A 13,971-nucleotide genomic window follows, 5' to 3' on the forward strand; every position below is an offset into this window, starting at 1 on the left:
TACTCGGCGTTCGCTGTTACTTGACGCCGAGACCGGCGTCGTCGACCGTGCTCTCGCCCGCGGCCTTGAGGACCTTGTTCAGGAGCGTGAGGTCGTAGATGCCGTCCAGCAGCGGGTCCTCCAGCAGACCGGCCTTGACCGCGTGCTCCGCCTCGGTGTTGAGGGTGGAGGCCAGCGGGTCGTTGGTGATCTGGATGGACTCCCAGGCCGGGTCGAGGACATCGGTGGGCAGGGCCTTGCCGGAGTCGGTCTCCAGCTGCTTGTTCGCCGCGGCCTTCGCCTCGTCCGGGTTGGCGTTGATCCACTTGTTGGTCTCGACGGAGGCCTTCAGCACGGCCTCGACGGCCTTGGGGTGCGCCTTCAGGAACTTCTGCGACACGATGATGTTCGTGATCACGAACTTCTTGTCCGGCCACAGGTCGGCCTCGTTCAGGAGCACCTTGCCGCCCTCGGCGACCAGCTTCGACGCGGTCGGCTCCGGCACCCAGGCGCCGTCGATGGAACCGGCCTTGTAGGCGTCCGGGGTCACCTTGTTGTCGGTGCGGACGACCGAGACGTCGCCCTTGCCGCTCTCCGCGTCGACCTTCCAGCCCTGCTCGGCGATCCAGTTGAGGAACGCGACGTCCTGCGTGTTGCCGAGCTGCGGCGTCGCGATCTTCTTGCCCTTGACGTCCTTCAGGGACTTGATCTTGTCCGGGTTGACCACGAGCTTCACGCCGCCGGACGCCGAACCGCCGATGATGCGCAGGTTGGAACCCTTGGACGCGGTGTAGCCGTTGATCGCCGGGGAGGGGCCGATCCAGCCGATGTCGATCGAGTCCGAGTTCAGCGCCTCGATCTCGGAGGGACCGGCGTTGAAGATCTGGTACTTGGCCGTCGTGGCGCCGAGCTCCTTCTGGAAGAAGCCCTTCTGGTTGCCGACGAGGGCGGTGGCGTGGGTGAGGTTGCCGAAGTAGCCGATCCTCACGGAGTCCAGGCCGTCGATCTTCTCGGCCCCGGCGGCGACCTTGGAGGTGTCGTCGTCCTTGGACTCGGACCCGTAACCGCAGGCGGCGAGGGCGAGCAGGGGAAGAGCGGCGACCACGGCTATGCCGCGGCGGAGGAGGTTCGAGCGGTTGACAGGCACGGGAGGTGTTCCTCTCGGAGGCCCGGCGGTCACGGTCTCTCAGGTCGTGGCCGGGAGGTCGGCAGGTCTTCGTCGATGTCGGGACGTCCGGTGGGGGGCCGGGGCGCGCAAGCGGTGCGCGTACGTCAATCCGCACATCGCGAGACCCCGCCCTGCCCGCTGCCGAGGACGCCGCTGCCGACGCGGCCGCCCTCCTTCGCGAACGTGGAGTAGACGTCGAAGGAGTTCATGATCAGAAGTCCCAACCGTCGTCTTCGGCCTCGTCCTTGACCGGCTCCGGAGAGGCGAACGACTCGCCGACCATGCCGGCGGTGAGCGTCGTGCCGTCGTTCGGGTCGATCAGGATGAACGAGCCCGTGCGCCGCGAGTCGGCGTACGAGTCCACCGGCAGGGGCTCCGCCGCGCGGATCTTCACCCGGCCGATGTCGTTGGCGACGAGCTGTCCCGGGTGCGGGTGCAGGGACAGATCGGCGAGCGTGAGACGGGACGGGATGTCCTTGACGATCGCCTTGACCGTGCGGGTGCCGTGCTTGAGCAGCACCCGGTGGCCGACGGTCAGGGGCGCGTCGGCGACATGGCAGACGGTCGCCTCGATGTCCTGGGTGGTGGCCGGCGCGTCCTTGCTCGGCACGATCAGGTCACCGCGGGAGATGTCGATGTCGTCCTCAAGCAGGAGGGTCACCGACTGGGTCGTCCAGGCCGCGTCTACCGACTTGCCCAGCACGTCGATGCCGGAGATCTTCGAGGTGCGGCCCGACGGCAGCACGGTGACCTCCTCGCCGACGTAGAACGTCCCGGCGGCGATCTGGCCGGCGTAGCCCCGGTAGTCGGGGTGCTCGGCGGTCTGCGGCCGGATCACGTACTGCACGGGCAGACGTGCGTGGCAGTGGCTCAGGTCGTGGGCGACCGGGACGGACTCCAGGTGCTCCAGGAAGGTCGGCCCGCCGTACCAGTCCATGTTGGCGGACGGCTCCACGACGTTGTCGCCGGCCAGCGCCGAGATCGGGATCGCGGTGATCTCCGGGACGCCCAGTTCGAGCGCGTACGCCGTGAACTCCTCGGCGATCGCGGCGAACACGGACTCCTGGTAGTCGACGAGGTCCATCTTGTTGACGGCGAGGACCACGTGCGGGACGCGGAGCAGGGCGGCCAGAGCGGCGTGGCGCCGGGTCTGCTCGACGACGCCGTTGCGGGCGTCGATCAGGATCACCGTCAGCTCGGCCGTGGAGGCACCCGTCACCATGTTGCGGGTGTACTGCACGTGGCCGGGCGTGTCGGCGAGGATGAACCGGCGCTTGGCGGTGGCGAAGTAGCGGTAGGCCACGTCGATGGTGATGCCCTGCTCGCGCTCGGCGCGCAGACCGTCCGTCAGCAGCGCGAGGTCCGGGGCGTCCTGGCCGCGGTCGGCCGAGGCGCGCTCGACGGCCTCCAGCTGGTCGGTGAGGACCGACTTGGAGTCGTGCAGGAGGCGTCCGACGAGGGTGGACTTGCCGTCGTCGACGGACCCGGCGGTCGCGAACCGCAGCAGGGTCGTCGCCGACAACTGCTCGACCGACAGCGTCTCGAAAGGTTCGATGGTCCTGGACATGTTTAGAAGTACCCCTCGCGCTTACGGTCTTCCATCGCGGCCTCGGACATCTTGTCGTCGGCGCGGGTCGCGCCCCGCTCGGTGAGCCGGGACGCGGCGATCTCGGCGATGACCTGATTCAGGGTCTCGGCGTCGGAGTCGACGGCGCCGGTGCAGGACATGTCGCCGACGGTCCGGTAGCGGACCTGGCGCTTCTCGACACTCTCGTCGGCCTTGGGGCCGCCCCACTCGCCGGCGGTCAGCCACATGCCGGCGCGCTGGAAGACCTCGCGTTCGTGGGCGAAGTAGATGTCGGGCAGCTCGATGCCCTCGCGGGCGATGTACTGCCACACGTCCAGCTCGGTCCAGTTGGACAGCGGGAAGACGCGGACGTGCTCGCCGGGCGCGTGCCGGCCGTTGTAGAGGTTCCACAGCTCGGGCCGCTGGCGGCGCGGGTCCCACTGGGAGAACTCGTCCCGCAGGGAGAAGACGCGCTCCTTGGCGCGGGCCTTCTCCTCGTCGCGGCGTCCGCCGCCGAAGACGGCGTCGAAGCGCTCGGACTGGATCTTCTCGGTGAGGGGGAGGGTCTGCAGCGGGTTGCGGGTGCCGTCGGGGCGTTCGCGCAGCACACCGCGGTCGATGTAGTCCTGTACGGAGGCCACATGGAGGCGCAGCCCATGCTGTGCGACCGTACGGTCCCGGTAGGCGAGGACCTCGGGGAAGTTGTGCCCGGTGTCGACGTGCAGCAGGGAGAAGGGGATCGCCGCCGGGGCGAACGCCTTCAGCGCCAGGTGCAGCATGACGATGGAGTCCTTGCCGCCGGAGAAGAGGATCACCGGCCGCTCGAACTCACCCGCCACCTCGCGGAAGATGTGCACCGCTTCGGACTCCAACGCGTCCAGGTGGCTCAGGGCGTACGGGTTCTCCGTGCCCTCCTCGACCTGTGCGACGGTCGTCATGCCAGTCCCCTTTCGGTGAGCAGGCCGTGGACCGCTGCCGCGGACTCCCGCACGGTCTGGTTCTGCGACTCGATCCGCAGGTCGGGCGCCTCGGGCGCCTCGTACGGGTCGTCGACCCCGGTCAGCCCGGAGAGCTCACCGGCGGCCTGCTTGGCGTAGAGACCCTTCACATCGCGTACGGAGCAGACCTCGACCGGGGTCGCCACGTGCACCTCGAGGTACGCGGCCCCGCTGTCCTGGTGGCGCTTGCGGACGGCCTCGCGGCTGTCGGCGTAGGGCGCGATCACCGGGACGAGCGCCTTGACGCCGTTGCGGGCGAGCAGCTCGGCGAGGAAGCCGATGCGCTGCACGTTCGTGTGCCGGTCCTCGCGGCTGAAGCCGAGGCCCGCCGAGATGAACTCGCGGATCTCGTCGCCGTCGAGCACCTCGACGAGGTGGCCGTCCTCGCGCAGCCGGGCGGCCAGCTCGTACGCGATGGTGGTCTTGCCGGCACTCGGCAGACCCGTGAGCCAAACGGTGGCTCCGGTCGTCACTTGAATCTCCTGGGTGGTCGAAAACGTCGAGTCGTTGAAGTCAGAGGTCATCGTCAGCCGTGCAGCCCGCACTCGGTCTTGGCGCGGCCCGCCCAGCGGCCGGCGCGGGCGTCCTCGCCCTCCAGCACCCGGCGGGTGCAGGGCGCGCAGCCGACGGAGGTGTAGCCGTCCATCAGCAGCGGGTTGGTCAGGACGCCGTGCTCCGCGACATACGCGTCGACGTCGTCCTGCGTCCAGCGGGCGATCGGGGAGATCTTGACCTTCTGCCGCTTCTCGTCCCAGCCGACGACCGGGGTGTTCGCCCGGGTCTCGGACTCGTCGCGGCGCAGGCCTGTCGCCCAGGCCGCGTAGCGCGTGAGGCCCTCCTCCAGCGGCTGGACCTTGCGCATCTTGCAGCACAGGTCGGGGTCGCGGTCGTGCAGCTTGGGGCCGAACTCCGCGTCCTGCTCGGCGACCGTCCGGCGCGGGGTGAGCGTGATGACGTTGACGTCCATCACCGCCTCCACCGCGTCCCGGGTCCCGATCGTCTCCGGAAAGTGGTAGCCGGTGTCGAGGAACACCACGGATACACCGGGCATCGCGCGGGAGGCGAGATGGGCGACGACCGCGTCCTCCATGGACGAGGTCACGCAGAAGCTCTTGCCGAAGGTCTTGGCGGCCCACTGGAGGATCTCCAGCGCGGAGGCGTCCTCCAGGTCGCGGCCCGCCTGCTCGGCGAGGGCCTTGAGGTCTTCGGTCGTGCGGTCTTCCTGGAGCGTGGTCATATCTCGTCGTCCCCTCCACTGTCGGCACGCTGCAGGCTCCTCTTTTGAGAGGCATTCGCCTCCGGAGCGCTAGAGCCGGTGTCGAGCGGCCGACCGTGCTCAGCCCCTCCTTCGTCGGGGCCTCCGCGCGCTCGCCCGCTCGACACCGCCGCGCTCCTGCGGCTCACGCCTTGGGCGAGCAGCCCGAGGAACTTCAGCTGAAAAGCCCTGTTGCACGCCGCGCATTCCCACGCGCCGTGGCCCTGCTCACTCGGACGCAAGTCCTCGTCGCCGCAGTAGGGACAGTAGAAAGGGGCGGCTCGCTCACTCATGAGAGAGCCTCCTCGGACGCACGCGTGGCCCAGGTGGCGAAGCGCTCGCCTTCCTCGCGCTCCTCCTGGAACCGCTTGAGGACCCGCTCGACGTAGTCGGGCAGCTCCTCGGAGGTGACCTTGAGGCCACGGACCTTGCGTCCGAAGCCCGCCTCCAGGCCGAGCGCACCACCGAGGTGCACCTGGAAGCCCTCGACCTGCTCGCCCTGGTCGTTGAGGACGAGCTGGCCCTTGAGACCGATGTCCGCGACCTGGATACGGGCGCAGGCATTCGGACAGCCGTTGATGTTGATGGTGATGGGCTCGTCGAACTCGGGGATACGGCGCTCGAGTTCGTCGATCAGGGAGATGCCGCGCGCCTTCGTCTCGACGATGGCGAGCTTGCAGTACTCGATGCCGGTGCAGGCCATGGTGCCGCGCCGGAAGGGGGAGGGCTTGGTGCTGAGGCCGAGCGCCTCCAGGCCCTCGGTCAGCGACTCGATCCGCGCCTCGTCGACGTCGAGCACGATCATCTTCTGCTCGACGGTGGTACGCAGGCGGCCCGAGCCGTGCGCCTCGGCCAGCTCGGCGATCTTGGTGAGGGTCGTGCCGTCCACGCGGCCGACGCGCGGGGCGAAACCGACGTAGAAACGGCCGTCCTGCTGGCGGTGCACGCCGACGTGGTCGCGCCAGCGCTCGACGGGCTGCGCGGGCGCCGGGCCGTCGGTCAGCTTGCGCCCCAGGTAGTCGTCCTCCAGGACCTGGCGGAACTTCTCCACGCCCCAGTCGGCGACCAGGAACTTCAGGCGGGCGCGGGTGCGCAGGCGCCGGTAGCCGTGGTCGCGGAAGATCGAGATGACGCCCTCGTAGACGTCCGGGACCTCGTCGAGCGGGACCCAGGCGCCCAGGCGCTGGCCGATCTTGGGGTTGGTGGACAGACCGCCGCCGACCCAGACGTCGAAGCCGGGGCCGTGGTCGGGGTGGTTGACGCCGACGAACGCGATGTCGTTGATCTCGTGCGCCACATCCAGCAGCGGCGAGCCGGAGATCGCGGACTTGAACTTGCGGGGCAGGTTCGAGAAGTCCTTGTTGCCGATGATCCGGCGGTGGATCTCGTCGATCGCCGGCGTGCCGTCGATGATCTCGTCCTCGGCGATGCCGGCGACGGGCGAGCCGAGGATGACGCGGGGCGTGTCACCGCAGGCCTCGGTGGTGGACAGCCCGACGGCCTCCAGGCGGTTCCAGATCTCGGGCACGTCCTCGATCCGGATCCAGTGGTACTGGACGTTCTGCCGGTCGGTGAGGTCGGCCGTGCCGCGCGCGAACTCCTGCGAGATCTCGCCGATGACGCGCAGCTGCGCGGTGGTCAGCCGGCCACCGTCGATCCGCACGCGCAGCATGAAGTACTCGTCGTCCAGCTCCTCCGGCTCCAGGATCGCGGTCTTGCCGCCGTCGATCCCGGGCTTGCGCTGGGTGTACAGGCCCCACCAGCGCATACGGCCGCGCAGGTCGTTGGGGTCGATCGAGTCGAAGCCGCGCTTGGAGTAGATCGTCTCAATGCGCGTCCGCACGTTGAGACCGTCGTCGTCCTTCTTGAACTGCTCGTTGCCGTTGAGCGGGGTGAAGTGTCCGGCGGCCCACTGACCCTCACCGCGGTGACGGCTCACCTTGCGGCGGGGAGTCGCGGCGGCAGGGTTCTGCGGGTTGGCGGCCATGGTTCTACGTCCTTCGGGACAGGCGGGGAAGCGGCTCTGACCTGCGCGTATGGGCGCATCGGGGCATACGTGCGCATCTTTGCGCAGGAATGAGGCAGATTACGAAAAACCGGCTGTGCTGCGGCTCGTCAGCTCGCCGGACAGATGGCGCTGGACATGCGGCCGAGATCGACGTGCCGCCGACTCACCAAGGCGATTCCAGTTCCAGACATGACGGAAGCGTGTCACGGAGATCTGGACACAGTCCAGCTTCGTCCGCCATGTGGACACCCTTGTCTCGTAGAGTGAGACCAGGGTGGCGTCGGTCACAACGTCCGAGGGGCGTCACGTCCGCGCAGGTCAGACGGTGTGAGCCCCAGGCCAGGGGCCAGGTGCCGCCACCTCCCTCGCCTCCTCGACCTTGGTGTCGAACAGCTTGAAGCCCCGGCGCAGATAGTTGTCCATGGCGTGCTCGCCGTCCAGGCTGCATGTATGCAGCCAGACCCGCTTCGTATGCGCCAGCCCCGGCCAGCGGTCCGCGAGATCCCAGGCGCGGGCGGCGCCGTACGACAGCAGGTGTCCGCCGATGCGACGGCCCCGGAAAGCGGGGATCAGGCCGAAGTACTCGATCTCCACGGCCCCGTCGTCCTGCGGACCCAGTTCGACGTATCCCGCGGGCGTCCCCTTGTCGTAGGCCACCCACGTCTCCACGCCCGGCCGGTCCAGGTGCTCCTGCCACCGCGCGTAGCTCCAGCCCAGCCGGTCGATCCAGCGGATGTCACCGCCAACGGAGGCGTACAGGAAGCGGCTGAACTCGGGTGAGGGGACCTCGGAGCGGACGATCCGGACGTCGCCGTCCGGCGCGGCGGCAGGGAGGGCGTCGGCCGGCGCGGTCTGCTCCAGGGACCAGGTGGTCACGGGGATGTTCGTCATACGGCCAGGGAATCATGCAGGACGGAGTTCTGTCACAGCCCAAGAAACCGGTCAGCCCAAGAAACCGGTCAGCCCAGGGACCGGTCGATCGAGGACAGGGGCAGGGAGAAGAGTGTCCGCCCCGACTGTGACCAGAGCTCGCCCGACACCTCCCAGTAGGAGAGGGACTCCGTGCGCGGGCTCCAGCAGCGGTCCGTGTCGCCCGAGCCGCACTGCATGGCCCTGGTGCCGCCGGTGTCCTGCCGCCACAGCGTCCCGTGGCCGTCCGGCGCGGTGGCCGCCCGGCTCAGATACCACCGGGACCGTGCGGCCCCGGCGGGCCGGTAGGAGAGGACGCCCCGGACCTCGGTGGCCTTCGTCTCGTAGGCCTCGGTCGGGTCGGCGTTCCCGGCGGCGGAGACGGCCGGCAGTCCGGCGCGGGCCGGGGCCGAGCTGAAGGAGTAGCGCCACAGCCGGGTGTCCCGGTCGCTGTCCGCGGGCACCCACTCGCTCGCGACCAGGCTGTCGGGCGTCGTGCTGCGGTCCAGGGAGAGGCTGTCCAGACAAGGGGGGACGCCGCTGGCGGATCCGCACGTCCCGGCGGCCATCGTGTACGAGGCGACGGCGGGCATCATGAACCGGTAGCCGTGCGCCGACCAGCCGCCGGGCACCCGGCCGATCGCGGGGCTGTTGACGCTCGTGCGCTGGACGCGGTCCATGTCGTAGACGTACAGGGCGCTGCCCGTGGCGACCAGGAGCCGGCCCTGGTACCAGACCATGCCGGAGATCCCGGAGACGAGCCCCCGGTAGTCGCGGCCCCCGTCGACCGGCACGGTGAGCAGGACCCAGGTGTACGTCAGGTGGTCGAGGTCGTTCGCGTCGACGAAGGCGACCTTGGCCAGGCCCCGCTCCGCCGTGCCGTCGGCGCCGGTCCAGCCGGAGAGGAGGACGCGGTTCGCGCCCCACCAGCCGTCGTCGTCCGCGTCCCCGGAGCTGGTGACCGCACCGGCCCGCCAGGTGTGGGTGTCGGCGCTGTCCCAGCAGTACGCGCGCGTGGCCGCCGGTTCGACGGGCAGCGCCTGCTTCTCGGTGGTCGTGCAGCCGGATGCGTCGCGCAGGGTGTGGTCGGTGCTGTCGAGGACGGCGTCGACACCGATCGGCTTGCCCATCGAGGAGGAGAGTCTCTCCAGCGTCCGCTGCGGCTCCAGGTGTTCCGTCAGCCGGAGCTTGCCGGTCTCGCCGGACGAGGTGAGCGGCCGCAGGGCACCGAGGTCGTCGCCGACCGTGGCCTGCGAGGCGCTGATCATCGTGGCGGCCGCGGTGAGCGCCAGGGCGGTGCCTGCCAGGACCGCGCGTAGCGCCCGGCCCCGATTACGACGACGGTGTCGACCGCGACTCATCACAGATCCTCCTGACGCGAGCCAACTGCGGCCAATGGTCCGTGCGTTGACCAAGGAGCAGGTGGGGCGGCCCGTAGGGGGATGCTACGTCAGTAGGCCACGATCGGTGACGAAGACCCTGCAAATATGCGGAAGATGCCACTCTTGAGCCACTTCAGGCAGCTGTCTTCGGCCACTTGGGGCATCACTCACGGCATTCGGGGCCGGTCGGGCGGGGTCCGGCCCCGCAGCACCGCCGGCGCCGTCGAGTGCGGCAGCAGGTCGTTCGGGTCGTCCGGGAGGACCAGCTCGACCTCCACGTCCTCCCCGAACCGGTACGGCCGGTGCTCCAGAAGCCCCCCGAGATACCGCCGCATACGCGACATCTCGGCGCGCACCGTCACCGTACGGCCCGCGTCGCCGAACACGTCCTCGGCGAGGCCCGCCGCGCCCCGCCCGGTGCGGTGCAGGGCCAGCAGATAGAGCAACTCGGCGTGCCGAGGGCTCAGTTCGTGGGTCCAGGAGCCGGTGCCGCCCGACACCGTCATCGACCAGCGGCGCGGCTGGGACAGGTCGAGGACCAGCTGGGTGGCGCCGCCCGGCAGCGGTTCGTCGGCGACCCGCACCAGCCAGCCCCCGGCCAGTGGCTCCACCGAGCACAGCCCGAGCGCCGGCAGCGGATGGCGGCCCGCCGTCAGCGACTTGGGCAGCCCGATCCGGTTCGTGTACGGCATTCCCGTCACCGCCGCCGTCCAGCCGTCCCGGTCCACCACCAGGGCCCGCCCGGTGAGCCGGGCCAGCAGCGGCGCCGCCACCGCGCGCAGCCGCTCCAGCGAGGTCAGGTGCAGTTCCCGCAGCCGGGCCTCGGCGAGCTTGGCCACCGAGTCGACCCAGGCGAGCGTGGCCGGATGCATCGTCTCCAGCGGCCCGCTGACGTCCACGACGCCGATCAGCCGACCGTCCCGGGGGTCGGTGATCGGGGCGCCCGTACAGGTCCAGGAGGCGTGGGTGCGGACGAAGTGCTCGGCGGCGAAGACCTGCACCGGGCGGCGCACCACCGCCGGGGTGCCCACACCGTTGGTACCGACGACGTCCTCCCGCCAGTCGGCGCCGAGTTCAAAGCCGAGCCCGTCCGCCTTGCGGAGCACCGGCAAGGACCCCTCGCGCCACAGCACCCGGGCCTCGGCGTCGGCGACCACCATGATGTGGTGGGCGACGTCCGCGACCGACAGCAGCCCCTCGCGCAGCACCGGCATCACATGCCGCAACGGTGACTCCTCCCGGCGCCGCCGCACCTCGTCGGGGGAGAGCAGCCCGGACCTGAAGTCGTGGTCGGGATCGACGCCGCTGCGCAGCATGCGCCCCCAGGACTGCTCGATCACCGGACGGGGCGCGAGCCGCGCGCGCTGTCCGGCGAGGGCCGCGTCGCGCATCGCGCTGAGTACCCGCGCCGCGTGCGTCGCGTCGACGGCGGCGAGTTGCGTCACGTACTTCGGCGTGTGCGCCACGGGGTCCTCCTGGCTCCGGGAAGGGCCTGTTTCGACAACCGGTTGTCGGGCGGTTCGGCCGACGAATTCTTGTCTCGTCCCGACTGCGCGTCTCATAGTGCCGTCCTTGTGTGACGGATGGGCACACTCCGCTCACAGACGCCAACAAGTTGCAACCCCCTGCAACCCTGGTGAACGGCTCTATGTTGATTGAAACTTGTGGCACGCCGCTTCGAGCGGCGTCCGCGGCCTCCGAACGGGCCTGTGAGGCGGGGGTGGTGCCGTGTCGGCGCAGCACCACTCCCGTCCGGCGGTTCGTTGTGGCTGGTCGCGCCCACGCGGCGGAGCCGCATATCGATACAGCCCCGCGCCCCTGGGGTGGGTGTGCGCGTCCTTAGCTTGTTGGGCGGGCTCTCTCCACCATTGATGCCAGGTTCAGGGTGTGTGGCAGGGTGCCGAAAGCCGAGCCCCAGTCGCCGCCCAGTCGGGAGGCGCAGAACGCGTCGGCCACCTCCGGGGGCGCGAAGCGCACCAGCAGGGCGCCCTGGAGCACCAGCGCGAGCCGCTCGACGAGACGTCTGGCCCGTGCCTCGATGCCCTCCAGGTCGGCGAGTTCGGTCAGGAGGTTCTTGATCGCGCCGTCCAGGCGGTGGTCGGCGCCGCGGGCCCGGCCGATCTCCTGGAGGTAGGCGTTGAGGGCCTGTGGCTCTCGGCGCAGCGCCCGCAGGACGTCCAGCGCCTGGACGTTTCCGGCCCCCTCCCAGATCGAGTTGAGCGGGGACTCCCGTACCAGGCGGGGCATCCCGGACTCCTCCACGTACCCGTTGCCGCCGAGGCACTCGGCCGCCTCCACGGTCACCGGCGTACAGCGCTTGGTCACCCAGTACTTGGCGGCCGGCACCGCGACGCGCAGGAACGCCCGCTCCTGTTCGCTCCCGTCGTCGTAGGCGGCCCCGAGCCGCAGCGCGAGGGTGGTGGCCGCCTCCGACTCCAGCGCCAGATCGGCCAGTACGTTGCGCATCAGCGGCTTGTCGATCAGCTTGCCGCCGAACGCCTCGCGGTAGGTGCAGTGGTGGACGGCCTGGGCGACGGCCTGCCGCATCAGCCCGGCCGAGCCGAGCACACAGTCGAGCCGGGTCGCGGCGACCATCCCGATGATGGTGCGCACCCCGCGCCCCTCCTCGCCGACCCGGCGGGCCCAGGTCCCGTCGAACTCGACCTCGGCGGACGCGTTCGACCGGTTGCCCAGCTTGTCCTTGAGCCGTTGGAGGCGGAACACGTTGCGGGTGCCGTCGGCCAGAACACGCGGGACGAGGAAGCAGGTGAGCCCGTCGGGCGCCTGGGCCAGCACCAGGAAACCGTCCGACATCGGCGCCGAACAGAACCACTTGTGGCCGGTCAGCTCGTACGTCCCGGATTCGGCGAGCGGCCGCGCCGACGTCGTGTTGGCCCGTACGTCGCTTCCGCCCTGCTTCTCCGTCATGCCCATCCCGAACAGCACCCCGGCCTTCTGCTCGGCGGGCCGCAGGGCACGGTCGTAGACCATGGATGTCAGCCGGGGCTCCCACTCGGCGGCGAGGTCGGGGTCGGTGCGCAGGGCGGGGACCGCCGCGTGGGTCATCGACAGGGGGCAGCCGTTGCCCGCCTCGGCCTGGGTCCAGACCAGGAAGCCGGCCGCGCGCCGCACATGTCCGCCCGGGCGGTTCCAGGCCGCGGTGAGGCCGGAGGAGACGCCCTTGCCGAGCAGCCGGTGCCAGGAGGGGTGGAAGTCGACCTCGTCGACGCGGTGGCCGTAGCGGTCGTGGGTGCGTAGCTTCGGCGGGTTCTCGTTGGCCTGTACGGCCCACTCCTGCACCTGCGCCGAGCCGGCGGCCCGGCCGAGCAGGGTCAGCTCCTCCCGCGCCTCGCCCAGCAGCTCCGGTGCGAGATGCCGCTCGACGGCCTCGTCCAGGGCCCGGTCGGTGGCGAAGACGTCGTGTCCGACCAGCGGCGGAGCCTGATTGGTCACGGAGTGGGTGCTGGCTGCCATGTCTGCGAACCTAACTCGGTACGGCGGTGGGAGCCACCGTGACACGGCAGCCCGACGCCCGCTTCAGGCGATCCCGGAAACGGCCCGCAAAGCGTGCGGATCCGCTGGGGCCTGTGTCGGAAGTGGCGTCGTCCGCCCGGAGGGCGGGTCGGGCGGCGTCTGGTGCGTGCTCTCGGCGTGCCGGGCGGAAGTCCTCGTACTGGTTGTACGTGGGCTTTCGCCCGGTGCGGCGAGAGTGCGTGCCAGGCGTCGCCCGACAGGCGCCACTTCCGACACAGGCCCCAGGTCCTCGGGCCAGCCTGCCCGGTAGACGGTGTCGAGGTAGCGCTCGCCGAGGTCCGGGGCGATCGCCACCGACGTGAGATCACGCCCGCCGTACGCGGCCAGCCACTGCCCCGCCCCGCTGACCACGGTGCCGGTGGATCCGCCGAACAGGAAGCCCCGCCCGGCCAGCCGGCGGCAGGCGAGCACGGTGTCCGCCTCCTCGACTTTCACCACGTCGTCCACGTACGACTCGTCGAGCAGCGGCGGCGGCACGCTGGTGCCGAGCCCCGGGATCATCCGCGGCCCGGCCGGTCCGCCGAAGGTCACCGAGCCGGCGCTGTCCACCGCGACGACCCGCACCCGGCGCCGCCACTGCCAGAACCAGCGGGCACAGCCCATCAGGGTCCCGGTGGTGCCGACCCCGACGAACAGCACGTCGAGGTCCGGGAAGCGGCGGGCGATGGCCGGGGCGGTCGTATGGAAGTGCGCCCTCCAGTTGCCCTGGTTGGTGTACTGGTTGAGCCACACGTACCGGTCGTCCGAGGCGCACAGGGAACGGACGTAGGCGATCCGGGCGCCCAGGAAACCGCCGTGCGCGTCCGGTTTCTCGATGACGTGGACCCGGCTGCCCAGCGCCTCCATCAGATGGATCGTGGGCAGGTTGCAGCGCACGTCGGTCACGCACAGGACGCGGTGGCCCCGGCTCGCGGCGATCACGCTCAGCGCGACTCCGAGGTTCCCGGACGACGACTCGACCAGGACCGAGCCGGGCCGGAGCCGGCCGTCGCGCTCGGCGGCGGCCACCATCTCGGCCGCGGCCTTCATCTTGATCGAACCGGCGAAGTTGAACCCCTCGCACTTCAGATAGAGCGGCAGCCCCAGCGCGGCCCGCAGGTCGACGTAGAGCTCCTCCTCGTTGAACTCCGTGGGATCGGAAATGACGGGCATCTTGTTCCCCCCTACTTCA

General features: G+C 70.3%; 12 protein-coding genes. All 12 read right to left on the reverse strand.

What is annotated here, in order from left to right:
• Positions 1-16: 16 nt before the first annotated feature.
• Entirely contained in the window at positions 17-1,126 is a 1,110-nt protein-coding gene (locus AC5DRG_RS40700; protein ID WP_491804873.1) for an aliphatic sulfonate ABC transporter substrate-binding protein, read from the reverse strand.
• Positions 1,127-1,358: 232 nt separating this feature from the next.
• The gene (locus tag AC5DRG_RS40705) at positions 1,359-2,714 is read right to left on the reverse strand and encodes a sulfate adenylyltransferase subunit 1 (RefSeq protein WP_491804874.1); all 1,356 of its coding nucleotides are present in this window, start codon (positions 2,712-2,714) and stop codon (positions 1,359-1,361) included.
• A 2-nt stretch (positions 2,715-2,716) separates the two neighbouring features.
• A complete protein-coding gene (gene cysD / locus AC5DRG_RS40710; RefSeq protein WP_491804875.1) occupies positions 2,717-3,652 on the reverse strand; it encodes a sulfate adenylyltransferase subunit CysD in 936 nt (311 codons plus the stop codon).
• Positions 3,649-4,236 (reverse strand): adenylyl-sulfate kinase, encoded by a 588-nt coding sequence (gene cysC, locus AC5DRG_RS40715; RefSeq protein WP_491804876.1) that lies wholly within the window; start codon positions 4,234-4,236, stop codon positions 3,649-3,651. The genes cysD and cysC overlap by 4 nt, the downstream gene beginning before the upstream one ends.
• Before the next feature lie 2 nt (positions 4,237-4,238).
• On the reverse strand, positions 4,239-4,949 hold the full coding sequence (locus AC5DRG_RS40720; protein ID WP_491804877.1) for a phosphoadenylyl-sulfate reductase: 711 nt from the start codon (positions 4,947-4,949) through the stop codon (positions 4,239-4,241).
• Positions 4,950-5,256: 307 nt separating this feature from the next.
• Positions 5,257-6,954, reverse strand: coding sequence for a nitrite/sulfite reductase (locus AC5DRG_RS40725; protein WP_491804878.1), 1,698 nt, complete (start codon positions 6,952-6,954; stop codon positions 5,257-5,259).
• 128 nt (positions 6,955-7,082) lie between these two features.
• The gene (locus tag AC5DRG_RS40730; protein WP_309486338.1) at positions 7,083-7,166 is read right to left on the reverse strand and encodes a putative leader peptide; all 84 of its coding nucleotides are present in this window, start codon (positions 7,164-7,166) and stop codon (positions 7,083-7,085) included.
• Between the two features lie 127 nt (positions 7,167-7,293).
• Positions 7,294-7,866: a GNAT family N-acetyltransferase gene (locus AC5DRG_RS40735; protein ID WP_491804879.1), complete on the reverse strand. Its 573-nt coding sequence runs from the start codon at positions 7,864-7,866 to the stop codon at positions 7,294-7,296.
• Between the two features lie 68 nt (positions 7,867-7,934).
• Entirely contained in the window at positions 7,935-9,245 is a 1,311-nt protein-coding gene (locus tag AC5DRG_RS40740) for a hypothetical protein (protein WP_491804880.1), read from the reverse strand.
• Between the two features lie 188 nt (positions 9,246-9,433).
• A complete protein-coding gene (locus AC5DRG_RS40745; protein WP_491804881.1) occupies positions 9,434-10,732 on the reverse strand; it encodes a GAF domain-containing protein in 1,299 nt (432 codons plus the stop codon).
• A gap of 373 nt (positions 10,733-11,105) precedes the next feature.
• Positions 11,106-12,740 (reverse strand): acyl-CoA dehydrogenase family protein, encoded by a 1,635-nt coding sequence (locus AC5DRG_RS40750; RefSeq protein WP_491804882.1) that lies wholly within the window; start codon positions 12,738-12,740, stop codon positions 11,106-11,108.
• A 63-nt stretch (positions 12,741-12,803) separates the two neighbouring features.
• Entirely contained in the window at positions 12,804-13,952 is a 1,149-nt protein-coding gene (gene sbnA, locus AC5DRG_RS40755) for a 2,3-diaminopropionate biosynthesis protein SbnA (RefSeq protein WP_491804883.1), read from the reverse strand.
• Positions 13,953-13,971 lie beyond the last annotated feature (19 nt).

Source organism: Streptomyces sp. JLBG701, from assembly GCF_058544905.1.

Excerpts from the sequence above, each read along its gene's own strand:
- AC5DRG_RS40705 (WP_491804874.1), bottom strand. The coding sequence starts at position 2,714 with ATGTCCAGGACCATCGAACCTTTCGAGACGCTGTCGGTCGAGCAGTTG.
- cysD (WP_491804875.1), bottom strand. The coding sequence starts at position 3,652 with ATGACGACCGTCGCACAGGTCGAGGAGGGCACGGAGAACCCGTACGCC.
- cysC (WP_491804876.1), bottom strand. The coding sequence starts at position 4,236 with ATGACCTCTGACTTCAACGACTCGACGTTTTCGACCACCCAGGAGATT.
- AC5DRG_RS40720 (WP_491804877.1), bottom strand. The coding sequence starts at position 4,949 with ATGACCACGCTCCAGGAAGACCGCACGACCGAAGACCTCAAGGCCCTC.
- AC5DRG_RS40725 (WP_491804878.1), bottom strand. The coding sequence starts at position 6,954 with ATGGCCGCCAACCCGCAGAACCCTGCCGCCGCGACTCCCCGCCGCAAG.
- AC5DRG_RS40730 (WP_309486338.1), bottom strand. The coding sequence starts at position 7,166 with ATGTCTGGAACTGGAATCGCCTTGGTGAGTCGGCGGCACGTCGATCTC.
- AC5DRG_RS40735 (WP_491804879.1), bottom strand. The coding sequence starts at position 7,866 with ATGACGAACATCCCCGTGACCACCTGGTCCCTGGAGCAGACCGCGCCG.
- AC5DRG_RS40740 (WP_491804880.1), bottom strand. The coding sequence starts at position 9,245 with ATGAGTCGCGGTCGACACCGTCGTCGTAATCGGGGCCGGGCGCTACGC.
- AC5DRG_RS40750 (WP_491804882.1), bottom strand. The coding sequence starts at position 12,740 with ATGGCAGCCAGCACCCACTCCGTGACCAATCAGGCTCCGCCGCTGGTC.
- sbnA (WP_491804883.1), bottom strand. The coding sequence starts at position 13,952 with ATGCCCGTCATTTCCGATCCCACGGAGTTCAACGAGGAGGAGCTCTAC.